This is a genomic window from Nostoc sp. (assembly GCF_036917275.1).
In the GTDB taxonomy this organism is placed as follows: domain Bacteria; phylum Cyanobacteriota; class Cyanobacteriia; order Cyanobacteriales; family Nostocaceae; genus Nostoc.
In genome coordinates this window covers 1-22,570 of sequence record NZ_JBALDF010000010.1, presented here as the reverse complement: position 1 = coordinate 22,570, position 22,570 = coordinate 1, and the positions used below count along the sequence as shown (strand labels likewise).

The 22,570-nt window shown below is 41.3% G+C and carries 22 protein-coding genes and 2 pseudogenes; 15 read left to right on the top strand and 9 right to left on the bottom strand.

All coding sequences use genetic code 11. From position 1 onward, the window contains the following. Nucleotide 1 precedes the first annotated feature (1 nt). From V7K35_RS04640 to V7K35_RS04570, 15 genes and pseudogenes are all read left to right on the top strand, one after another. A complete protein-coding gene (locus V7K35_RS04640) occupies nucleotides 2-355 on the top strand; it encodes a hypothetical protein (RefSeq protein WP_335076769.1) in 354 nt (117 codons plus the stop codon). Next, complete coding sequence (locus V7K35_RS04635; RefSeq protein ID WP_335076767.1) at nucleotides 352-696, top strand: Arm DNA-binding domain-containing protein; 345 nt, start codon at nucleotides 352-354, stop codon at nucleotides 694-696. The genes V7K35_RS04640 and V7K35_RS04635 overlap by 4 nt, the downstream gene beginning before the upstream one ends. Before the next feature lie 433 nt (nucleotides 697-1,129). After that, nucleotides 1,130-1,615 carry a gluconokinase gene (locus V7K35_RS04630; RefSeq protein ID WP_335076765.1) on the top strand — a complete coding sequence of 162 codons (486 nt, stop codon included), beginning with the start codon at nucleotides 1,130-1,132 and terminating at the stop codon, nucleotides 1,613-1,615. Nucleotides 1,616-1,757: 142 nt separating this feature from the next. Further along, a complete protein-coding gene (locus tag V7K35_RS04625) occupies nucleotides 1,758-2,651 on the top strand; it encodes an inositol oxygenase family protein (protein ID WP_335076763.1) in 894 nt (297 codons plus the stop codon). Between the two features lie 496 nt (nucleotides 2,652-3,147). Then, nucleotides 3,148-4,161: an ABC transporter substrate-binding protein gene (locus V7K35_RS04620; protein ID WP_335076762.1), complete on the top strand. Its 1,014-nt coding sequence runs from the start codon at nucleotides 3,148-3,150 to the stop codon at nucleotides 4,159-4,161. 120 nt (nucleotides 4,162-4,281) lie between these two features. Further along, entirely contained in the window at nucleotides 4,282-5,334 is a 1,053-nt protein-coding gene (locus V7K35_RS04615; protein ID WP_335076760.1) for an ABC transporter substrate-binding protein, read from the top strand. A gap of 270 nt (nucleotides 5,335-5,604) precedes the next feature. Then, complete coding sequence (locus V7K35_RS04610; RefSeq protein WP_335076759.1) at nucleotides 5,605-7,161, top strand: sugar ABC transporter ATP-binding protein; 1,557 nt, start codon at nucleotides 5,605-5,607, stop codon at nucleotides 7,159-7,161. Further along, a complete protein-coding gene (locus V7K35_RS04605; RefSeq protein WP_335076757.1) occupies nucleotides 7,158-8,156 on the top strand; it encodes an ABC transporter permease subunit in 999 nt (332 codons plus the stop codon). The genes V7K35_RS04610 and V7K35_RS04605 overlap by 4 nt, the downstream gene beginning before the upstream one ends. A gap of 41 nt (nucleotides 8,157-8,197) precedes the next feature. Continuing rightward, the gene (locus V7K35_RS04600; protein WP_335076755.1) at nucleotides 8,198-8,671 is read left to right on the top strand and encodes a methyl-accepting chemotaxis protein; all 474 of its coding nucleotides are present in this window, start codon (nucleotides 8,198-8,200) and stop codon (nucleotides 8,669-8,671) included. Beyond that, nucleotides 8,646-10,049: a sugar porter family MFS transporter gene (locus V7K35_RS04595; RefSeq protein WP_335076753.1), complete on the top strand. Its 1,404-nt coding sequence runs from the start codon at nucleotides 8,646-8,648 to the stop codon at nucleotides 10,047-10,049. The genes V7K35_RS04600 and V7K35_RS04595 overlap by 26 nt, the downstream gene beginning before the upstream one ends. 409 nt (nucleotides 10,050-10,458) lie before the next feature. Beyond that, the gene (locus V7K35_RS04590; protein WP_335076751.1) at nucleotides 10,459-10,683 is read left to right on the top strand and encodes a Gfo/Idh/MocA family oxidoreductase; all 225 of its coding nucleotides are present in this window, start codon (nucleotides 10,459-10,461) and stop codon (nucleotides 10,681-10,683) included. A gap of 128 nt (nucleotides 10,684-10,811) precedes the next feature. Next, entirely contained in the window at nucleotides 10,812-12,425 is a 1,614-nt protein-coding gene (locus V7K35_RS04585; RefSeq protein WP_335076749.1) for an iron uptake porin, read from the top strand. A gap of 706 nt (nucleotides 12,426-13,131) precedes the next feature. Further along, on the top strand, nucleotides 13,132-14,016 hold the full coding sequence (modA, locus tag V7K35_RS04580; RefSeq protein WP_335076747.1) for a molybdate ABC transporter substrate-binding protein: 885 nt from the start codon (nucleotides 13,132-13,134) through the stop codon (nucleotides 14,014-14,016). A gap of 280 nt (nucleotides 14,017-14,296) precedes the next feature. Beyond that, a complete protein-coding gene (locus V7K35_RS29605; protein WP_442939686.1) occupies nucleotides 14,297-14,530 on the top strand; it encodes a hypothetical protein in 234 nt (77 codons plus the stop codon). Between the two features lie 293 nt (nucleotides 14,531-14,823). Further along, nucleotides 14,824-15,647: pseudogene (locus V7K35_RS04570) on the top strand (IS4 family transposase); the annotation flags it as partial. Nucleotides 15,648-16,028: 381 nt separating this feature from the next. Here the strand turns inward: V7K35_RS04570 and V7K35_RS04565 are convergent. The 9 genes and pseudogenes from V7K35_RS04565 to V7K35_RS04525 form a co-directional block, all read right to left on the bottom strand. Next, complete coding sequence (locus V7K35_RS04565) at nucleotides 16,029-16,610, bottom strand: hypothetical protein (RefSeq protein WP_335076745.1); 582 nt, start codon at nucleotides 16,608-16,610, stop codon at nucleotides 16,029-16,031. Nucleotides 16,611-16,694: 84 nt separating this feature from the next. Continuing rightward, a complete protein-coding gene (locus tag V7K35_RS04560) occupies nucleotides 16,695-17,591 on the bottom strand; it encodes an SDR family oxidoreductase (RefSeq protein WP_335076796.1) in 897 nt (298 codons plus the stop codon). A gap of 438 nt (nucleotides 17,592-18,029) precedes the next feature. After that, the gene (locus tag V7K35_RS04555) at nucleotides 18,030-18,710 is read right to left on the bottom strand and encodes an HAD family hydrolase (protein ID WP_335076743.1); all 681 of its coding nucleotides are present in this window, start codon (nucleotides 18,708-18,710) and stop codon (nucleotides 18,030-18,032) included. A 264-nt stretch (nucleotides 18,711-18,974) separates the two neighbouring features. Further along, a pseudogene (locus V7K35_RS04550) lies at nucleotides 18,975-19,438 on the bottom strand (ISLre2-like element ISCst1 family transposase); the annotation flags it as partial. Then, nucleotides 19,428-19,640 (bottom strand): hypothetical protein, encoded by a 213-nt coding sequence (locus tag V7K35_RS04545; protein WP_335076794.1) that lies wholly within the window; start codon nucleotides 19,638-19,640, stop codon nucleotides 19,428-19,430. The pseudogene V7K35_RS04550 and the gene V7K35_RS04545, both read right to left, overlap by 11 nt. 698 nt (nucleotides 19,641-20,338) lie before the next feature. Then, complete coding sequence (locus V7K35_RS04540; RefSeq protein ID WP_335076741.1) at nucleotides 20,339-20,485, bottom strand: hypothetical protein; 147 nt, start codon at nucleotides 20,483-20,485, stop codon at nucleotides 20,339-20,341. Nucleotides 20,486-20,736: 251 nt separating this feature from the next. After that, nucleotides 20,737-21,093: a hypothetical protein gene (locus V7K35_RS04535; RefSeq protein WP_335076739.1), complete on the bottom strand. Its 357-nt coding sequence runs from the start codon at nucleotides 21,091-21,093 to the stop codon at nucleotides 20,737-20,739. Further along, complete coding sequence (locus tag V7K35_RS04530; protein WP_335076737.1) at nucleotides 21,074-21,412, bottom strand: DUF5674 family protein; 339 nt, start codon at nucleotides 21,410-21,412, stop codon at nucleotides 21,074-21,076. The genes V7K35_RS04535 and V7K35_RS04530 overlap by 20 nt, the downstream gene beginning before the upstream one ends. 153 nt (nucleotides 21,413-21,565) lie before the next feature. Continuing rightward, on the bottom strand, nucleotides 21,566-22,240 hold the full coding sequence (locus V7K35_RS04525; protein WP_335076735.1) for a hypothetical protein: 675 nt from the start codon (nucleotides 22,238-22,240) through the stop codon (nucleotides 21,566-21,568). Between the last annotated feature and the right edge of the window lie 330 nt (nucleotides 22,241-22,570).

The following is a 22,570-nucleotide window of genomic DNA, read 5'->3' as shown; positions in this document are numbered from 1 at the left end:
CATGAAACAGACGCAGAAATACTCAGGAGCTTGCCGTATATTAACCTTTCCACATCAAACTCAGGATGAGCTTTACGCTGAATTAAATCGATTGGGGTGGTATTGGACACCTGCAAAACAGCAATGGGAAAGAGATGAGACGCTAGCCCAACCAGCAAGCAAGTTAATTAAAGTTCGGGTCTGGGCTGCTAAAGAAAGTGTCGAAAATACAGCAGAACTGTTTTTAGAAAATGCTGAAATCAACGGGTTGAGATTAATAGAAAAATCTCCGCCTTACCCTTGCAGACCGCCTAAGCAATTAGAAAGCAGAATTTATCTAACTTTTGAAGATATTACTAATAATAACGAATTGTGACTGAAAACAAGTGGATCACCTCTGATGCTCGAACAGAGAAACTAGTTATTCGTTTTTGGGTCAAAGGGTTCCCCAAACAGTTTTTTATCAGCACTGGGCTGAAAGATACCAAGCGCAATCGGGAGATTGTGCGATTAAAAAGGGATGCGATCGCTAATGACATCACCCTTAACCGCTTTGATCCATCACTGATTAGCTATCAGTCTCGGATACCAAAACAGCAGCTACCTATCATTACTCAGTACTCAATATGTGAACTGTGGGAGAAATTTACAGAATTCCAAGACAAGCAACTAGATCAACAAAGCCCGAAACTTATTCGGCATCGAAAAAGGGACTAAAAACGGTAAGCGTAGAATATTTCCTTGCCAGCAGGGATCTAAGCTGCAATCGTTACTGATTCAGCTTAGGGAGAATACCAAAAATACAGATAATTTGATATTTCTTTCTAAATCTGGGTTGCCTATGAATTCAGATATCTTAGGCAACTGCTGGAGACAATCGTCTTGTGGATTGGGGGTAGTAAGGCGCTTGGCTGATATGGGAGAGATACCGTACTTAAAGCCCTACAGTAGCAGGCATACATTTGCTACGTTGGCGATCGCCTCTGGAATTACGCCCGATAAAGTGGCATTGTGGATCGGCGATAACGTGGCTACCGTCTTAAGGTATTACTGCCACCCCGAAACAGTTTTGGCTGAGTGCCCGGACTTTTGATTTATGCTACTTAAATGCTACTCAATCGCTCTTAAAAATTGCTGGGAAAAGCCGTCTATGATTATTGTCGTAATGGGTGTATCCGGTTCTGGCAAAACTACCATAGGAAAATTGCTAGCAGACTCGTTAGACTGGGAGTTTAGCGACGCTGATGCTTTCCACTCGCCAGAGAATGTTGAGAAAATGCGGCGCGGTATCGCTCTGAGTGAAGCTGACAGGATGCCTTGGTTGCAAGATTTGCAAACAGCCATAAAACATTGGCTGGAAGAAAATAAAAATGTCGTGCTGGCGTGTTCGGCTTTAAAAGCCAGCTATCGGCAATTTTTGGTATTGGATAGCGATCGCATCAAGCTAGTTTACCTCAAAGGGTCTTATGAGTTGATTCAAATGCGGTTGCAAGAGCGTCACAATCACTATATGACCGAAAAACTCCTCAACAGCCAGTTTATAACTCTTGAAGAACCATTAGACACTATATCTATGGATGTTGCACAGCCACCCCAGGTAATTGTCCAAAACATTAGAACGGCTTTGGGAATTTAGCTTATTGGTTACAACTGCATGATAAAAAACTTAACATGCATTACATGCACACCTGTGCAAAAATAATCTTACTTGCACACGTGTGCAAAATATGGAGCGTGAAAGTACCATTTAACAAATCAATATCGACAACTCAAAAGATATGTCTCATCTAAGTAATGCCATCGATCAAGCTCAAAATAATCCTTTACATTCGCTAAAAGAATGGGAAGAAGACTTACTTAATCGCTATTCTGATCCAGACAGCATAGTTAAAGAAGGTAAAACAACCGAAGAGTACAGGAATTATGAAGCACCTACTAGAGACACGGTGAAAGAGTTCTATCGGTTAAATCATATCAATCAAACCTATAATTTTGTATTAGAGAAAAAAGAACACTTTTTAAAGTTGGATAAGAAAGAAATGTCTGTCTGGGATGCATTAGAATTTTTGAATCAATTGGTTGATGATTCAGATCCTGATACAGACTTAGATCAGTTACAGCATCTATTGCAAACATCAGAAGCCATTCGCGCCGATAGTCACCCAGACTGGATGGTACTTACTGGCTTGTTTCATGATATGGGGAAGGTACTTTGTTTATTTGGTGAACCCCAATGGGCCACAGTAGGCGATACCTTTCCTGTGGGTTGTGCATTTTCTGATAAAATTGTTTTCTCGGAATTTTTCAAAGAAAACCCTGATTACAATAACCCTATATATAACACTAGATATGGTGTTTACGAGCCGAATTGTGGCTTGAGTAATGTACATATGTCATGGGGACATGATGAGTATGTATATTCCATGATGAAAAACTATTTGCCCGAATCTGCATTGTACATCCTCCGCTATCACTCATTTTATCCTCAACATCGCGAAAATGCTTACGGACATTTGATGGATAAAGATGATGAAGAAATGTTTAAATGGGTTAAGTTATTCAATCCCTACGATTTGTATTCAAAGAACCATAATCCTCCTGATTGGCAAAATTTAAAGCCTTATTATGAAGATTTATTGGCTAAATATTTCCCCTCAACCTTAAAATTATAAATTTCCGCTAATAGCAAAAAGCAAATAATTTAAAAAATACCTTACAGATATTATAACTGATTGGGGTTGTAGCGGTTTAATTTACTTTGTAAAGTTCGATAAACGGGGATCATATTTATAATGATGCAGGTTAAACTAAAGGAATGTAAAACAAAATACAAGTTTGCAGTTAGATAACATAAGGTGCTAAAAATTTTAGTTAGAACCTGTTTTGAGCTAAGTTATTCAAATGTTTTTTCACCAAGAAATGTGATTTTTTGATGGAGTGTAGCCTTCATAGTTTTGCTTTGAAAAACAAAATATCTAATTTAGTAAAACTAATAGTACTAACTCCAATCACGTCACATTATAAGACGTTTGAGAGGAGTTGAAATTGCAAAAATTAGCAGTAATGCTAGTTAAGTATGAAGTTTTCAGATTTAGCTCATATTGTGATAAATTGGCAAATTTATATTTTGCTAATCTTTTTAAAATTTAAATTCGTTGTTAAAAATAGATGAATATTAAGAGAATTTCACTCATAGGTGGCATATTAAGTTTTGCTGTTATTGGTTGTACAAATGGCACTCAAAATAACAATACTGTTAGTGATACTGTTACTAACACTGCTACCAACACTAGTTTAGAGAGTCAAATTAGTAATCCAAATAGAAAATTGCAAACAATCGGCGTTGCTCTTGGTGACTTGGGTAACCCGTTCTATAATGCAGTACAGAAGGGAACTGAGACAGAAGCCCAGAAAATTGGGGGGAATATCAGAGTTAATGCGGTTTCCAGTGGCTTTGACCTGAACCAACAAACTAACCAAATTGAAAATTTTACTGCTGCGAATACTGACTTAATTATCCTCAGCGCTGTTGACAAAAAAGGAGTTAAACCAGTAATAGACCAAGCAAGGCTTGCAGGTAAGGTTGTGATTGCGGTAGATTCAGCCGTTGATGCAGATGTGGATGCAATGATTAGTTCCAACAATAGCCAAGCTGGAGAAGTTGCTTGCCAATATATTGCCGATCGCATCAAAGGTCAAGGTAGTGTAGTCATTATCAACGGAACTCCGATGGACTCAATAAATCAGCGAGTGAGTGGTTGTGAGAAATCATTGTCTAAATATCCTAATATCAAACTCATCTCTAAAGACCAAAACGCCGAAGGGACTAGGGATGGAGGACTGAGGGTTATGAGCGATTTGCTCACAACCTTTCCGAAAATTGATGCCGTTTTTGCCACTAACGATCAAAGCGGTGTGGGTGCAGATTTAGCGGCTAGACAAGCAAAACGTAAAGAATTTTTTATTGTTGGGGTTGACGGATCACCAGATGCAACCAAAGCAATGGAAGACAAAGATGGTGTATTTGCTGCAACTGCGGCTCAAAATCCCGCAGGAATGGCCGAAAAAGCGGTTCAGATTGGCAACGATATCATTCAGGGTAAAAAACCTGAATCATCTGAGATTCTAATTCCAGTCAAGTTGGTCACTAGAGAGAACCTTAGCAGCTACAAAGGCTGGTAATTCGTAATTACAACACGCAAAAAAGGCTTGGTACAGGAGGGTTACAATACTTTACTCTGTTTTTTTTAAAATACATCGTTTCTAAATTTGGTGTAAGTAAGAATAACTTTTAGGAGATATATGAATGTGAAAAAGATTGCGTTTACCTCTGGTGTTGCGCTTCGCGTAATTGCAGCTAGTATATTAGGTATCATCAGTAGTAACCTTGTCGGCTGTACAAATGGTTCTCCCGATCGCAACACTGTTACTAACACTGATATTAAACCTGCTATCAATACTAGTGCAGAAACTCAAACCGCCACTGGGAATAGAAAGTTGCGATCGGTTGCCTTCACCGTTGGTGATCTAAGTAACCCTTTCTTCGTCGTTATGGGACAAGCAGTTGAGGCAGAAGCGAAGAGAATTGGCGGAAAAAATGTCAATATTACTATAGCTTCCAGTGCTTATGACCTTAACCAACAAGCCAATCAAATTGAAAATTTTACTGCTGCGAATACTGATATCATTGTTTTGAATGCTGCTGATAAAAGTGGAATTAAGCCAATAGTTGAAAAAGCTAAACTTGCAGGTAGAATTGTCATTGCCGTAGACACCGGTGCTGAGGGAGGTGTGGATGCCACCATCACTACTAATAATGTTCAAGCTGGAGAAGTTAGTTGCAAATATATTGCTAACCGCCTTAAAGGCAAAGGCAATGTAGTAATAGTTAATGGACCACCAGTGGACTCGGTGATTCAGCGAGTTAGTGGCTGCGAGAATGTATTGTCTAAATATCCCGATATTAAAATCCTCTCTAAAAACCAAAATGCAGACGGTAGTCGGGATGGAGGACTTAGAGTTATGACTGATTTGCTTACAACCTTTCCAAAGATTGATGCGGTTTTTGCCATTAACGATCCGAGTGGAGTTGGCGCAGAATTAGCAGCAAAGCAAGCACAACGTAAAGATTTCTTTATTGTAGGGGTTGATGGTGCGCCAGAAGCAATCACTGCGATCGCAGCTAAAGATACTTTATATGCTGCAACTGCTACTCAAAATCCACGAGGGATGGCGCAAAAAGCAGTTCAGGTTGGAAACGACATCTTAAATGGTAAAAAACCTGACTCACCCACCATTTTGATTCCAGTTAAGTTGATCACAAAAGATAATGTCAGCACAGAAAAAGGCTGGTAAATAATAAAAATTGTAAATTTGCAATTTTTATTATTTCTAATCTGAGTTGAGTCTTTTGGTGCATTGACAGACTTTTTGCACATATTCATGATGTATATATGTGCATATGAGAAAATTCCTAAATATTGGAAGACGACGTTTACAAGTTTCCCTGATAGTGGTCAGTTTTAAAACATGATTTTGTGATGATTTTAATTTCAGATCATTTTTGAGTTTATTGATATCTAACTCACAATTACAAATTTTAAATTGTTTTTAGAGGAACTGCTGATGACAATAAGTACTGAAACCTCATTTCCTGATGCACCAACCATCACCCCTGTATTAGAAATGCAAGGGATTACCAAGCGATTTCATGGTGTATCTGCGCTCCAAAATGTTAATCTCACCATTTACCCAGGAGAAGTTCACGCCCTCATGGGTGAAAACGGAGCAGGCAAAAGCACATTGATGAAGATCCTGGCTGGGGCTTACATTGCAGATGAAGGAGAAATTCGCATCAATGGTCAACCCCTGAAAATTACCAATCCGGCGACAGCACGTAAGGCGGGTATAAATCTTATTTATCAAGAACTGAATGTTGCACCTAATTTAACCGTTACCGAAAATATGTTTATGGGTAGCGAGTTGCGGCGAGGTCAGTTTTTAGACCGCAAAGCGATGCAACAAGAAGCAGAGCAAGTGCTGGAAAGCCTGGGAGCCAATTTTACCGCGCAGACTATAGTTGGTACTTTATCGATCGCAGAACAGCAGCAAGTAGAAATTGCCAGGGCGCTGAAGGATAAAAGCCGCGTTTTGGTGATGGATGAACCAACAGCCGCCCTATCTGACCGCGAGAGTGAGCATTTATTTGAAGTAATTCGCAAACTACGGCGTGATGGCATTGCCATTATTTACATCAGCCATCGCATGGAAGAAATCTATGCTCTAGCTGACCGGATTAGCGTGTTACGCGATGGTCAATATATTGGTAGTTTGACACGCAGTGAAATTTCTCCCCAGCGATTGGTGCAGATGATGGTCGGTCGCTCCATGCAAGACTTTTACGAACATCAACGGCAAATGAATCCGGGGCCAGTCGTGCTGTCAGTCAGAAATATGAGCGATGCCCGCAAAAAGGTTGAGCCGGCTAGTTTTGAACTTCATGCTGGAGAAATTCTCGGTTTATCAGGGCTGGTTGGTGCAGGACGCACAGAACTATCCCGGCTGATTTTTGGTGCTGACCGTAAGGCCAGTGGTGAAGTATTTTTGAATGGCAAAAAACTGGAAATTAATACGCCCAGTGATGCGATCGCTGCGGGAATTGGCTACGTCCCAGAAGACCGCAAAGACCAAGGTTTATTTCTGGAGATGAGTTCCCGCAAGAATATTGCCATCAATACACTTAAGCAAGATGCAAAGGCTGGAATTGTTAACTGGCCTTCAGTTAATCGGCTGTCAACAGAGGCGGTAGAAAACTTTAACATCCGCCTAGCCAATTTAGAAATTAGAGCGCTCGATCTTTCTGGTGGCAATCAACAGAAACTACTGTTAGCGCGTTGGTTAGCCATTAAACCCAAAGTACTGATGTTAGATGAGCCGACACGCGGCGTAGATATCGGTGCTAAAAGCGAAATTTACCGAATTATGAGCGAATTAGCAGCGCAAGGTGTTGCTATTTTAATGGTTTCCAGCGAACTATCGGAGATTGTCGGCATGAGCGATCGCGTTTTAGTGATGCGAGAAGGGCAGCTGGTAGGCGAACTGGATGGCAGTCTTGGCAAAGAAATCACCCAAGAAAAGATTATGCATTATGCAACTGGAGCATCGGAGGTATTAGCATCATGAGTCAGACAGTCAGACCGCCTATCAATAAATCAGCCAACAATCCCGCATCCCGCAACCGGAAATCAATCAGTACCCTGCTGGAAGTTGCAGGTATTCTGCCAATTTTAGTAATTATCTGCATCTTATTTGCATTCCTTTCTCCCAACTTCCTTACAGCCGGTAACATCGTTAATATCTTGCGTCAGTCATCAATCAATATTGTGCTGGCGACAGGAATGACCTTTGTAATTCTCACCGGCGGTATTGACCTTTCCGTTGGGTCAATCTTAGCTGTTTCTGCCGTAGTTGCCCTGCTAGTATCATTACTGCCAGCTTTAAGTTGGGCAGCTGTACCTGCTGCCTTGCTAGCAGGATTACTTTTAGGCTTACTCAACGGCGCTCTCATTACCTTTTTGGATGTACCACCTTTTATTGTCACCTTGGGTTCACTTACAGCCTTGCGAGGTGTTGCCTTCTTAGTTGCCAAGGGGACAACGGTGATTAACCGTGACATCAACTTTGCTTGGGTGGGTAATAGTTATGTCGGGCCTCTGCCGTGGCTAGTAATCATTGCACTACTGACTGTAATTGCTAGCTGGTTTGTGCTGCGGCAAACTGTTTTAGGAGTGCAGATATACGCCGTCGGTGGTAACGAGCGGGCTGCCCGATTAACTGGAATTAAAGTTAATCGTGTCTTGTTATTCGTCTATGGTATTAGTGGATTACTGGCAGGTTTAGCAGGAATCATGAGTGCCAGCCGTCTTTATAGTGCTAGTGGCATCGTCGGTACTGGTTACGAATTAGATGCGATCGCAGCTGTTATTCTTGGTGGAACCAGCTTCACAGGCGGTATTGGTACCATAGGCGGCACACTTCTAGGTGCATTGATTATTGCTATTCTCAACAACGGTTTAACTCTGTTGAACCTATCTTACTTCTGGCAACTAGTCGTCAAAGGACTAGTAATTATTTTGGCAGTAACGATTGATCGGTTACGCAGACGTTCCAGACGGTAAAAAATCAAAGTCTTTGGGCATTGAGAATAGAAGATGAGCCTTTGAACTCCATTAATGAGCCTTTGAACTCCATTAATGAGCCTTTGAACTCCGTTAATGAGCCTTTGAACTCCGTTAATGAGTCTTTGAACTCCGTTAATGAGTCTTTGAACTCCGTTAATGAGTCTTTGAACTCCATTAATGAGTCTTTGAACTCCATTAATGAGTCTTTGAACTCCATTAATGAGTCTTTGAACTCCATTAATGAGCCTTTGAACTCCATTAATGAGCCTTTGAACTCCGTTAATGAGTCTTTGAACTCCGTTAATGAGCCTTTGAACTCCATTAATGAGCCTTTGAACTCCGTTAATGAGCCTTTGAACTCCGTTAATGAGCCTTTGAACTCCGTTAATGAGCCTTTGAACTCCGTTAATAAGCCTTTAGTTTCTACTCTCCTGCCCCCAATCCCTAATCCCCAATCCCCAATCCCCAATCCCCAATATATAAACTATGTCTTCCACTACTGTTCGTCGTAAATCCAACACGTTTTATGTGATTTTGATTGCTGGTGCTGCTGCCCTCGGCGGCTTTCTGTTCGGTTTTGACACTGCTGTAATCAACGGCGCGGTTTTATCTCTATCAAAAGCTTTTAACACCAGTAGTTTGCAGACTGGACTGGCAGTTTCCCTAGCGTTGCTGGGATCTGCGGTAGGAGCCTTCTTTGCCGGACAGATTGCAGACCGTTATGGTCGAGTCAAGGCAATGGTGGTCGCTTCGGTGTTGTTTACTATCAGTGCTATTGGCTCTGGGTTTGCCTTCACTATCTGGGATTTTATCTTTTGGCGAGTATTGGGTGGGATTGCAATCGGCGTTGCCAGCGTCATCGCGCCAGCTTACATTGCGGAATGCTCTCCCACCGATTTGCGGGGAAGATTAGGATCTCTGCAACAATTAGCGATCGTAGTGGGAATTTTCATCGCCTTATTGATCGACTACTTTATCGTCGCTGTGTCAGGAGGTTCAGCAGACTCGCCGTTTTTGTTTAGGGTTCCAGCTTGGCGCTGGATGTTTTGGACAGCAGTCCCGCCAGCAGTATTCTACGGCATGGTGGCTTTAACAATTCCTGAATCCCCCCGTTACTTAGTTGCCAAAGGACGGGAGCCAGAAGCTGCTAATGTTCTGACCAAGATTTTGGGGGGTGATGTGCTGCCAAAAATTGAAGAAATTCGGCAGACAGTGCTTCAAGAACGCCAGCCTAAATTTTCTGACCTTTTAAGCAGAAGTGGCGGACTCCTCCCCATTGTTTGGATCGGAATCGGCTTATCTGTACTCCAGCAATTTGTTGGTATTAATGTAATCTTCTATTACAGCAGCGTTTTGTGGCGTGCAGTCGGGTTTTCAGAACAAAGTTCCCTAAGCATCACGGTGATTACAGGAGCTGTAAATATTATTACAACACTGATTGCGATCGCCTTCGTGGATAAATTTGGTCGCAAGCCCTTGCTCATACTAGGTTCAATTGGCATGACTTTGACCTTGGGGACGATGGCTTATCTTTTTGGCAACGCTCCCCTAGATGCTGCTGGGAACCCAAATCTCACCGGAAGCGCCGGGACTCTGGCTCTGATTGCAGCCAACCTCTATGTATTTTGCTTTGGTTTCTCCTGGGGGCCAGTGGTTTGGGTACTGTTGGGAGAAATGTTTAATAACAAAATTCGAGCCGCCGCACTTTCAGTTGCTGCTGCCATGCAATGGGTTGCGAATTTCCTCATTTCCACAACATTTCCTCCCATACTGAAAAATTTCGGTCTAGGTTCTGCCTATGGACTCTATACAATTGCAGCAGCTACCTCATTCTTTTTCATTCTCTTTTTTATCAAGGAAACCAAAGGAATCGAGTTAGAAGATATGTAATTGACATCCATCTAGTACCTCTGTAGCGCAATTCATAATTCGGATCTCTGTGTTCTCTGCGCCTCTGTGGTTCGTTAAAATAAATGACTTTGGCAAATAGTTTTAACCTTATACAGATTACCTGTGAGGTTCCATACAACAAGGGGCTTAAGCCCCTTGTCTCACCAAGCTTGATTTTGTACAGTTTTACAAATAATTGGATTGGAATTAGATGGGGTTGAAAGCAACAGTTAACAATTCAAAATTCAAAATTTACACATTCAAACATTTTAGATATTTTCAGACGGTGATTTCAACTTCGACTGAAACTGTTGTTATGTGTATGGTTGGGGTCTTAAACCAAATAAGTTTATGATAAATTCCAACCTCCTGCTTTCTACCTTCTTCACAACTGATGACTGCAAAGTAATTGAATAAATATGCAACTGAAAGAATTGGTACAAAAACAGGGGAAAAAATTAAAAAAGTAATAAGTTCACAGGACAGTTATTTAGATTATTACGATGTAGTATACAAATCAATCGTTAATAATCAGCCAATTGCTGTTACTGCCGAAGACGGAATTAATGTAATGCGGATTATAGAAGCGGCTATTAAAAGCAGCAATGAGCCAAAAGTCATAGCCTTGCTTTAAGAAACTTAAAATTTAAACTCAAAATATGTAACTTTCATCTTGGTTAACTTATAACCTGGAAGCTTTCGTTCGAGTGTAATCTCTTTCGTTACAAAGCCATAATTCAACCATTTTTAAGTAATAAGTCAATGATAAAAATTCTTGTTCATAACTTTTTTATCCTATTTTTTGCAGTTCCAGCCGTTTGGGCAGCACCTCCAGAAAATAATTCTAATGCACCAGATGCTAATAGGAATTTGGAGGGACAAGTCAATTCTGTTTCCCAATTTTCAGATATTAAACCGAGTGATTGGGCATTCCAGGCATTGCAATCACTGGTTAAACGTTATGGTTGTATTGCAGGTTATCCTGACGCAACCTATCGCGGCAACCGTGCTTTGAGTCGTTACGAGTTTGCAGCTGGTTTAAATGCCTGTTTAGATCGGGTGAATGAATTAATTGCTGTAGGTACTAATGATTTAGTCAAGAAAGAAGATTTGGTAATGCTGCAAAAATTGCAAACAGAGTTTGCGGCAGAATTGACAACTCTCCGTGGGCGGGTGGATACGCTGGAGGCACATACAGCAACGCTGGAGAAACAGCAATTTTCCACCACTACTAAGCTGAATGCTCAAATTATTACCGCCGTTAGTGATACTTTTGGTAATAGGGTGGGTGGCGATGGCGATGAATCCCGTATCTACTTTGCAAACCGAGGTCGTCTCAACTTTGAGAGTAGCTTCACCGGCAAAGATTTATTGCGAGTCCGGTTGGAGTTTGGCAACTTTGCGAATTCCAATGGTGCAAGCCAAATTGCCGCAGCCACAGGCACTGGAATGACACGCCTGAACTTCGACAGCGACAGCAACGATACACTTTTTGTTCCCCACATCCGTTACTACTTCCAAGTCAGTGATTCTCTTAACTTTGTTGTTGGGCCCACAGGCATTGGTTACACTGACATTTCAACCACCGTCACTCCCGCCACAATCGCTGACGACGGCAATGGGGTTCCCTCACTATTTGGGTCATACAGTCCCTTATTCCGGCGAGGTGGTGGCGGCGGTGCCGCTAACTGGAACATTAGCAAAGACTTCGTTCTCACCTTGGGTTATTTAGCAAGCAGTCCCAATGTCCCATCGGCTGGCAGCGGGTTATTTGATGGCGGCTACAATGCCCTGGCGCACTTAGCCTATTATGGTAAGCAAGGAGCGATCGGTGTAGCCTACTCTCATGGCTATAGTCCTGCTGGAGTAGTCGATATCGCCGCTGGGACGGGTAGCGCTCTGTCAAACGCTCCCTTTGGCAACAACATTGCTACTTCCAACAACATTGTAGGCGCACAGGGATTCTATCGCTTCTCCCCGAATTTCCAAATCCACGGTTGGGGTGGATATATTTGGGCAAATGCCAAGAACTCTGGTTTGAGTGATATTTCCAATGGTAGGGGTGGAACAGATTCTCTGTTTGTAAACAATGGTGACAATGCCAATGTCTGGTTTGGAGCGATTGGAATGTCGTTTCCTGATGTAGGGGGTAGAGGTAACTTGCCGGGAATTCTCTTTGGTATACCACCGCGTGTCTCTAACAGTGATGTCCGTCAAGACCGAGACAACGCTTACCATATCGAAGCATTCTATCGCTACCGACTGAACGATAATATCTCAGTGACTCCTGGTTTTTGGGTGATTCTTAACCCGGAAAACGACACCAGAAATAATACCCAGTATGTGGGTGTGATTCGCACAACCTTCGATTTTTAACTGAATGTGAATGGTTTGCTTGATTAACAGAGTCCTGATTTGAAAAACCACATCTGTCGTAGGGGCACAGCATTGCTCATAGGTGTCAACTTAAGGTAAAAACTTGACTAGAAACAGCTTTTAGAGATTGTCTCGTTACCTCGTTAAGAGTCTCAGACTGGGAATGCCAGTTCGGAGGCTCTGCCGCCAGGGTATGCATTTCCAACCAGAGACTGGAAACGAGATTTTACGAAGGTTGGTAGCTTAAGTTAACACCTATAAGCATTACTGTGCCCCAAAAGTGCAGTTTACTATCAAAGAATGACTAATAAAAGCCTGAAACGACCTATGCATGGTAAATGCATACCAAGATTAATTTGTACAGTGTGTAAGTCCTAACTTTATACAAAAATTTTCCTATAGTACAGATGCATTTACCTACTTTTAAGATGTAGTTACCTACTTTCATGGTATCTCAAGCTTTTGTATAGCAGTATAAGTACATAGTCCGGTTTATTTTTTGTATAAAGAAGCTTTCAAAGAGTGGTCATTTTCTTGAACGTGCAAGTACCTTGTAAATACTGAAGTACAAAAGATTGTTTCCCAGATATGACTTATTGCTAGCCTGTTTTCTGGCAGGATTTAAAAGCAAATTTTCAATGTTGGGTGCAAGATTTGGAACTTCAAAAATTGTAGTAACTCGCACATTAACCTACCTAAAATATTTATGAAAACAGGGTACAAATTAGCACTTGCAACCGCTAGCATTGCTTTGGGTTTTGGTGTAATCCAAGCTAAACCAGCACAAGCTGCCACATTTAGTGGTCCGATTAACATATATGCTGCTGCCAGCTTGACCGAAACCCTAGTCCAGGTTGAGACACTTTACCAGCAAAGCAACCCCAACGTTACCTTTATGAATACCTTTGGGGGTTCTATTGGTCTGGCTAATCAAATCATAGCGAAAACAAATCCAAAGCCAGTAGATATCTTCTTCTCAGTATCCCAAGCACCGTTAGATAATCTGCAATCTAACAACCTACTAATAGAAGGAACCAGGCAAGACATACTAAACAACACCTTGGCTATAATCACGCCGATAAATTCAACCACATCTATATCAAGCGTTCAAGACCTATTACCGCTGAAAGTGGCTATTGGTAATCCTGCGTCTGTTCCAGCAGGAGTATTCGCCCAGCAATTATTTGCCAATTCCGGGATATCCGGGCAACTCAATCCTGTCTTAGGCACAGATGTGCGTAATGTACTATCATTAGTGTCAAGCAACACTGTAGATGCAGGCATTGTTTACACCACAGACGCTCTAACAGCACTTGATAAAGTCAAAATTGCATACACTCCGCCTATCAACCTTTACTCTCCGATTGTTTATGGCTCTGCTGTACTCAGACAAACTCAAAACCTAGATGCAGCTAAGGACTTCAACTCGTTTCTGCGCAGCCCTCAAGCATTATCTGTGTTTCAGGTATCTGGATTCACGCCTATCCCCGAACCCATGACTACTGGTGGCTCAATAGCAGTAGGTATAGTCGGCCTGATGATGAAGCGAAAGGTAACGGCAAAAGCCAAAGCTAAAGCAGCAGTGGATTAAAGGTTTTTGGCTGTATTCTCAATCAAAATTGAACTCGATAACTGCAAATAGGAATCAACCCAGGTATAATCTTGACTTTTCACGGGATGTGGAAAGTCAGATTATGCTGAATCAATAGTTGCAATTCATTATCCCGGAATATAGCAATCCTAAATGAGTCGTGAAAAATATGGATAAGGAAACGAACCGCCATCTCTACGAGAGGCTTCCGCCAACGCGCAGCATCTCGTAGAGCTTGCGGGGAGACAAAATACCCTGAAAAGCTTATAGGTTAAAGAATATGGCAATTGATGGTAAAACAAAAAGAGCCTTTGTTTGCAACAAGCTCTATCTAATGATAATGTTACCAGAATTCTACGAAACACACCTCAAGCGAGAATTGGGACGTGCAGAATATTTATTAATAAAAATCCTGATAAATCTATTACAATCGATAAGAACTGTAAGCCTTGAAGCATTAGCTACTGCTTTACCTATACCAATAATTTTTGAAAGTAGAAGAAAGAAAGTCTAACGTTTTTTATCTTTAAATTATATAAATGTTGAAGAGATTAGGTTGCCGATAGTTAAAAGTTGGCTAGAAATATATTTTCCTTTGAATCAAGTTGTTTATGTAGTAATAGACAGAACTAACTGGGGATGTATTAATCTCTTAATGATACAGCATTTTGCATCTAAATGAAGTACATCCTTACCCCCCTTAATCCCCCCTTTACAAGGGGAGAAATTCCCAATATAGTTCCCTCCCCTTTCTAAGGGGAGGGTTAGGGAGGGGTATTTTTGTACTTCATTAACTTGCAATCTGCTGTAAGTATAATTTGGGATAAGAGGTCTATTCCCATATATTTTGAATTATTAGATAAGTTGGGCTCAAGTAATTTATCGGAACAACAAGCAGTATTCAAAAAAGCATTACCACTTTTTTAAAATTATAAGGCTGTGGTCTTAGGGGATAGAGAATTTTGTTCCGTGCATCTCGCTAACTGGCTCAGAGAGCAGAAAGTGTACTTTTGTTTACGGCTTAAAAAAGATGCGTTCATCGAATTAGAATCATAAATTTGGACACAACTGAGAGATTTAGGATTAACCCCAGGAGTTCTTTTTCGTATCAAGGTGTTAAATATACAAAAACCGCAGGTTTTATTGGGTTTAATATTACTGGAAAATTGAAACGTAAATACTTAGGAGTCACTCCCGAATAAGCATGGTTTATCCTGACTAATTTAGACACTTTATCATCTACTATTAAAGCCTATAAAAAGCGATTTGATATAGAAGAGATGTTTAGAGACTTTAAGAGTGGTGGCTACAATTTAGAATCTACTAATGTGTCAGGTCAACGATTAATTTCTTTGATTTTATTAATCTCACTTGCCTATACTAGCGCTACAATATCTGGTCAAAAAGTTAAACGTATGGGTGTCCAAAAATATGCCGATAGAATTAAAGAATCTGGGCGGACTGTTCGCCGTCATAGTAGTTTTTATATCGGATTATATGGGTCTAACTGGGTCAATTTAATGGAATAAACAAGCGAGTTAGTAGCCAAATTATTGATACTAAGTCCTAATAAGCGCAAGTACTATCAGCAAGGAGAAAGGGCGATGAGGCTTATTTTATCTGTATCCTAGCCCTTTTTGTAGCCCCGTAAGATTGTGGAGACTAACTGATTGTAGAACGAGCCAGCGCTGTCCAAGCCTTGCTGCAATTCCAGTTTCAGCCCTTTCCAGGTTTGTCCTTGAGGACTGGACACTACCTCTTCTAATATGAGAGGAGGTTGTGTCAATCACTGGTGTCGATAAAACTATATTATTGCTGCCTGACACCAACTCACAATTTAATGCTTCATCACGATTTAACCACTGCCCAAAAATGGAATCACGCTCATGATCAGGGGCAACAAACTGGTAAATGCACTCCCGATTTTCACGCTTACCCAACCGACCCACATAGTCCAGTTTTAAGTCAATCTTGGCAAGTAATTTCTGTGCGATGTCTACGACGGGCTACGCCTACGCTATCGGTGTGTGTTTTTCCAAGATACTAACATTCAAGTAATTCTTGATAACGTGCCGATGCACAACAGCCAGTGCCTTAAACTCCACCATCTTTTCGTCACTTCCCCGTAACTGAACGTCTGGTGTAAGAAACTGCAACAGCTGAAGATTTTCGAGTAACAACACAGCAGGTAATAACTGCCCCTTGTTAAAATCTGGTTGACAAACCGAATTTTCCCCTGCTTCTAACTGGGCTTTTGCTCTTTTGGTATCACGGTTGGTCAGAAATTCCCGTCCCAGTGTCAAATAATAGTGCATCCGCAGTTGGGGATACCACCCATTATCATCTTTCTCGACCAACTCAAGGGTCACGTCAATTTCGTAGCGACGAGACAATTCAGCCAAGCGCTGCTGATGTCGTTCGGTTTTGGTTTTCGCCCTTTTATCTTGCAGCTTCTTGAGTTCAGTCCCAGAGAGTTCATCGGAATCCGCGATGCCTGCGGCGGGCTGCGCCAACGCAATAATGCCTAATACAATCATGACATGACGATTGCGATGGCGTAGCCGCCCTTTCCAGTGGCGATCGCAGTTAACCAACCAAAATTAATCTGAAGGTTTTCCCTATTTTCAAGATCAGTGACTCTTATAAAAGTTCTCTTAGAGTCGTTTCAACATTTTTAACTAGGCAATCCCGATGCCGCCTGTTACACCATAAACTTCTCCGGTGATGTAGCTACCTTCTTGGGAAGCAAGCAACACATACACAGGAGCAATTTCCACAGGTTGCCCAGGTCTTCCAAGCGGAACTTCAGAACCAAATGTCTTGATCTTGTCCTGGGTCTGACCACCACTCGGCTGTAGCGGTGTCCAGAATGGGCCGGGTGCGACTGCATTAACGCGCACTCCCTTCTCGATCAGCTGTTTAGCAAGAGATTTGCTGAAATTCTCAATGCCCGCTTTGGTCAGCGCATAGTCAAGCAGACTCGCTGAAGGTTGATATGCCTGAATCGAAGTGGTGTTAATAATTGATGCTCCGGGTTTGAGATGTGGAACGGCAGCTTTGGTAATCCAAAATAGCGCGTAGAGGTTTGTCTTCATCACTTTATCGAAATGCTCAGTCGTGATATCGCTAATTGATGGGTAAGATGTCTGTGCGCCAGCATTGTTCACGAGAATATCTAAACCGTTCAAAGATTGCACTGCATCTGTCACCAGCTTTTGGCAAAAATGCTCGTCGGTGATGTCACCGGGAAGCGCGACCGCTTTGCGCCCTGATTGTTCAATCAATTGGATCACCTGTTGAGCATCAGCCTCCTCGTTGGGAAGATAGCCAATAGCGACATCAGCACCTTCTTTGGCAAATGCGATCGCAACAGCGCGCCCGATACCAGAATCGCCTCCCGTGATCAATGCCTTCCGACCTGTAAGCTTTCCAGATCCAATGTAGGTCTGCTCACCGTGATCCGGTTGGGGCTGCATCTTTTGAGCAAGTCCTGGTACGGGCTGTGGTTGTTCGGGAAAGGGCGGAGCGGGATATTGCTGCCGGGGGTCTTGCATCTCTAATCGATCATCTTTCATCACTTGGTTCAATTGATAGTTTTTGCTATTCAAGATTCAAGTATCAAGCATTGAGGAGAACGATTCCTCACCCTTTAAGCAGAATAATGTTCCAGAGTATGCAAGACTTAGAGGAACAGCGAACACTTGGTTGGTGTAGCAACGATGAAATGGCGCAGCGACCCCTGCGAAATTATGGAACTTGGTATAGCCCCGAATGGCACGCTTGTTAAGCTGAAGAGTATGCAGCGTAAAGATGCTCCAGGGGCAGGGGGGCAAGGGTGCAGAGCGGAATTTCTAAATATCCGAACGCAATACCTAAAACTTCTTCTTTCTCCCCTGCTCAAGAGCACCCCTACTGCCTCAACGATTTTCCCTTTTCTTAGTGCCATTCGTATAGCCCCTGAGTTTCAAAGGCAGGGTTTAGGTAAGGAGTTTGTGAGTTTGTTGCTTGGTTAATTATTGTTGTTGCGGACTAACCCATTCGATAATTTGATTAGCAGCATCGCCTAAATCAACTGCTACGATTGTCGGTTGTGGGTAAACTCCCAAGTAAGCTTTTTCTGATGATGTAATGAAAGCGGTTTGCAAACCAGCCATTGCTGCACCCATCACATCCCAGGCATGGGCAGCAATTAACCATACTTCGTCTCTGCTTTCTCGTTTCGCTAGTGCATACACATCGGGATGAGGTTTAGTTTTCTCAATGGCATCACAAGAGAGGATACGGTCAAAAAACGGTAGAGCGTTGGATTGTTGAAGCAGTTTTCGGGTAGACTCTTCGCCGCCATTTGTCAAAGCAATCAGCCTCCATCCATCTGATTGCAGCTGATTAAAGGCAATCAAAGCACCTGTCTGTAGCTCCAACTGGGTAAATATATCGAGGACTTGCGATCGCTGTTGTTCAGTTGTTTCTACTCCAATCACAGCCAGAGAACGCGGTAGTTCTGCCGCTAAAATTTGCCTGAGAGGTTGATAATGTCCTGCATGAGAAAGGGCAAAGGCATCGCGCAAGGTTTGAGCAAACCAGAGTTCTAGTGTATGTGCAGGAGCGCCCAACGCAACCAAGGCTTGACGCGGCTTATTCAGACTAAAGCAAGTGCCAAGAATATCAAAGATGATCGTTCCTTTTAGACTCATTACAAAATATTATATTAGGTGCTAATTTCTACGGATTTAGATGCTTCTTTAGCGTAAATGTAACACCTAAAGAATTACCCTACCTTTTGGCTTAAATCTGAATTGGTATAAGGAGCAGTTTCCGATTGCGGATTTGGAAGTGAACTTAAGCTAGATGCTTATATTGATACAAAAGGCTTTAATGCAACTAGTGAGATTGTCTTCGCAGTCTGGCGGCTGACAATTTCCTATCGAATCTAAAAACACAAGACATCATGAGTCAGTTATGACTTTAGCGTAATTTAAATACCTTTCACGATAGGCACGTAAAAGGTAATTTCTCTGTATTACCATAGTTTTACAACGTTCGCCCGTAGCTTCAAAGATAAATTCATCCATCTGCCTAATTATAGTCATGGCATTACTTTTTTTTAAAGTTCTCCGTGCTTTTTAAACCAATTATTCCGCTCCTTCTCATCACTAAAAGCGACATCAGCAAATTTATGTAGTCGCTCAGTAACATGGTAAAAATCAAATAATTGATAAGTGGCATCAGGAGATTTCAATTTCTTTAAAAGAGGAGGAATATGTTTCCAAATCCATTCAGCACCGTCAGCAATTAGTAAAACTTGTTTTGCTTGACTAATTCCCAAACTAATCAGATGCATTTCTAAAATTGGTAAAAAGCCTTTATAGTCTTCATAAGTGCCATCATTTACAATCTTTATTTCGCCATTTCTAACTTTTTTTAGTAAAGCTTACCCAATGATGTTGGGCAAGGAAAAGCAAATCCTTTGGTATTTCATTAACTCTTGGTAACAATACAGGAATGATAGTTTTTTCATTCTCAGCTTGCACAAATTGACTATAGAGACTTTGTAATTCTATATATTGCCATCTGCCTAATCCTGTTTGTCCAATAAAGATAACAGCAGAGTTAACGTTACTTATTGCCTTTTGAATCTCAAGTTGAAAAATTTGTCCTGGAAGAATTTGTTCTTCATCTAGCTATACTTTTAGTCTACGCTGCTTCAATCCAGACGCAACAAACCTTACTTGAGGCTTATCCTGAGTGTTATGAGCTAAAAATACATCAAATTCAGATATTTTATTCATTAAATGAAGTCATATTGTAAAATTATCAGTATAGTTTTAGTATGCCAGTATCATTTTTGTATGATAGCAAAAATATATTTTTAGTAAGTAGTAGTGTTCATGACTAATTTATACGTATTGTTATAAATGATAAATCATTAGATAATACTAAAAATTTAAAATTACAAACAAAAACCGTAAATTTTAATCTTGAAGGAATTGCTCAGTTATCTAGCGAGAAACCGATAGTTTATAAAATTTTAACTAAAGCAGGTAGGAATAATTATACAGGAGTAGCAAAAAGAGGAGACGTTTATACAACTATTCAAAAACACTTAGTACCTGGAAAAGTTATGTTCCAGGGTTAAAAATTAAAATTGATAAAATGAAGACTATTCAAGAAGCACAGAAGAAAGCAGACAGAATTATAAAGAGAAGCAAGCCTAAGTATAATAAACCAATAAAATAAATAACCGATAAATATATATAATCAATAGCTTAATAGATACTATATACCCTAGCTATTTATGCTCTTTTATAGCGTCCTTACGTTTTCACTCTAATAACTCTTGTGCCATGCTTTCAGCAGGACTAATAACCATTTGTTCAAAGTTTTGCATTAAATGCTCAAGATTTTCATAATAAAAATCATCAACAATCGAATGATGGTTAACTCTAAGATTAACTAAAGTTACAGCCATGTTTCCTGTTCCCTTCATGCACAGTGGTTGAATCGGTATTGAAATAGTTCGTGCAATGTGAGGTACTTCTTCAATCTAAATGATGATTTAATTACCCTCAAAATTTCCCTAACCGCCACTTTTTATTGCTCCATCTGCTGTGAGTGTTGGTGCTATTTGGCGCATAAGCTATGTCTGCGATTATAAATCGCATCACGCAATCTTACATTTTTGGTGAAATCCTACCATTTTGGATGCAAGTAATAGCAGATTCAGGCAGATTGGGACAACAATCCTGACATATCTAATACTTGCTCTGACCAAGTACTCGCTTGCTCGGACATATTTTTGCGTTCGCTCTCATTAAACCAAAGACTATCAAATTTTAATTTCCAACGTGCTAGTTGAATTTGAATGTTAACCAATTCTTCGGCATATTCTGGTTCAATTTCTGCTGCTGTCCATTCGATAAAACATATAGTTTCATCTGCCACCAGAGCGACCGCTTTCGGGTAAGCAGTGTTACAAAATGTTCTAATCCTGGCTAAATTAGAAGCTATGTGTCCTAAACGATTTGATGTATTTTCGCTTTGAAACCGTGCTTGTTTTTCATCTAAATTCTGGTTCATATCCACCAATTAACTCCTGAGTTATTTTTTTAATACGTTCTCGAATCGCTGGGTCTTGAATTACCATTGAGCGATTATTTTGGCTTGGACGTATGTTAATAATCGATTCATAAGCTATCGATTGGTCAAAGGGAGTCCAGATATCTCGCTGTCTACTACCGTCTTCGAGCAATGCTGCTTCACAGAAAGCGTGTTTCTCTCCTCCTCCAGCTAAAATCCCTCTTTCTATATCTACTGCCACTTTAATGTAAACTCGCAAAGTTTGCAGCATTAACTCCACTTGTTCGAGAGTTGCTCTTTCCCTAATAATCAATACCAAAATCTCACTCTTACTTGTATAAATGCACAAGTCAAAATTCTACTTTGTAGAATCCCTTGAATCCCAAAATTAATCACTTGCAGCATTATGGTATGATTTCCAACTCCAGAAGACTCAACACTTTCTCTTCCAAATCCGTCAAATAAGCACGATTCAGCTTGCCCAGCATCTCCAAAACTTCTGCACCGACTCCTCCAATACACTTGAATACACTCGACTGATGCGATCGCTAATCTCTCGAACCTGTTGACATTCGGCAGGCAGGTAATTGTAAGATTTGAGATGCTGCAACCCAACGGCATACTCGCCATCCCAGGCTCTCACGGTGCAACTAAAGTCATTCACTCTTGCGACTATCCCCCAGCAGCCACCTTTACCTCTGAGTTCTGGGTTGTCCTTGGTAAGAATTTGGCAGACTTCCCCGATTTGGTAGGTGTTCGGTACTTGGGTTCGCTCCATCATCCTTTGCACCACATCTTTGACGATTCTACCAGTTGGCACTTTCCCACCAGCAAGTTCTACTGCCTGTTGCCATACCTCCCACTGTTCTTGAGGTTCTAGCTTTGTAATGGGTCGGACTTGCCCTTCACTAGTGGGTAAAATTTGTGATCCATTTGTTGTCAAATCTTCAGGCGGCAAATTTTGACAACAAATTGTTGTCAAATTCTCGTAGACATCAGCTGCTGCAATCAGATAATTTGACTTCTGGCGACTATGACCAAAGCGCTCACGACAATAATCTTCAAACGTGCGGTGACTTGAACGGTAAAGTCGGCGATCGCGTAATTCTGCCAGCGCCTTCACCGCTTCAAAAAACGCTCTTTCCACACGCCGCTCTAAGAGGTTGTTTGAAAAGTGGGAGAGATGGTAAAAAAGCTCTCTCAGTATACGCTGTAAATAGATAGTAGACAGCACCGAGAGAGCGACATGAGTAAAGCATACCCCAGCAATCTGACCCGCATCCAATATGAATTTATCAGTGACATGATTCCAGAACCCAAACCAGGTGGTCGCAAGCGTGAGATCGATATATGGGAAGTCCTCAATGGGATCTTCTATATCCCAATACGGTTCAGTTAAGGCTAAAAAGCTGATTAGTAATATGAAATTTCGGAGCTTCGGCTCGTTGTCCAGTACCTCTGTGTCTCATCTTTTTAG

What these genes read in the sequence shown, in the direction of transcription:
- V7K35_RS04585 (WP_335076749.1), top strand. Translation starts at nt 10,812, where the DNA reads ATGATAAAAATTCTTGTTCATAACTTTTTTATCCTATTTTTTGCAGTT.
- V7K35_RS04605 (WP_335076757.1), top strand. Translation starts at nt 7,158, where the DNA reads ATGAGTCAGACAGTCAGACCGCCTATCAATAAATCAGCCAACAATCCC.
- V7K35_RS04625 (WP_335076763.1), top strand. Translation starts at nt 1,758, where the DNA reads ATGTCTCATCTAAGTAATGCCATCGATCAAGCTCAAAATAATCCTTTA.
- V7K35_RS04630 (WP_335076765.1), top strand. Translation starts at nt 1,130, where the DNA reads ATGATTATTGTCGTAATGGGTGTATCCGGTTCTGGCAAAACTACCATA.
- V7K35_RS04555 (WP_335076743.1), bottom strand. Translation starts at nt 18,710, where the DNA reads ATGAGTCTAAAAGGAACGATCATCTTTGATATTCTTGGCACTTGCTTT.
- V7K35_RS04640 (WP_335076769.1), top strand. Translation starts at nt 2, where the DNA reads ATGAAACAGACGCAGAAATACTCAGGAGCTTGCCGTATATTAACCTTT.
- V7K35_RS04615 (WP_335076760.1), top strand. Translation starts at nt 4,282, where the DNA reads ATGAATGTGAAAAAGATTGCGTTTACCTCTGGTGTTGCGCTTCGCGTA.
- V7K35_RS04535 (WP_335076739.1), bottom strand. Translation starts at nt 21,093, where the DNA reads ATGAACCAGAATTTAGATGAAAAACAAGCACGGTTTCAAAGCGAAAAT.
- V7K35_RS04620 (WP_335076762.1), top strand. Translation starts at nt 3,148, where the DNA reads ATGAATATTAAGAGAATTTCACTCATAGGTGGCATATTAAGTTTTGCT.
- V7K35_RS04595 (WP_335076753.1), top strand. Translation starts at nt 8,646, where the DNA reads ATGTCTTCCACTACTGTTCGTCGTAAATCCAACACGTTTTATGTGATT.
- V7K35_RS29605 (WP_442939686.1), top strand. Translation starts at nt 14,297, where the DNA reads ATGGCAATTGATGGTAAAACAAAAAGAGCCTTTGTTTGCAACAAGCTC.
- modA (WP_335076747.1), top strand. Translation starts at nt 13,132, where the DNA reads ATGAAAACAGGGTACAAATTAGCACTTGCAACCGCTAGCATTGCTTTG.
- V7K35_RS04610 (WP_335076759.1), top strand. Translation starts at nt 5,605, where the DNA reads ATGACAATAAGTACTGAAACCTCATTTCCTGATGCACCAACCATCACC.
- V7K35_RS04560 (WP_335076796.1), bottom strand. Translation starts at nt 17,591, where the DNA reads ATGAAAGATGATCGATTAGAGATGCAAGACCCCCGGCAGCAATATCCC.
- V7K35_RS04540 (WP_335076741.1), bottom strand. Translation starts at nt 20,485, where the DNA reads ATGGCTGTAACTTTAGTTAATCTTAGAGTTAACCATCATTCGATTGTT.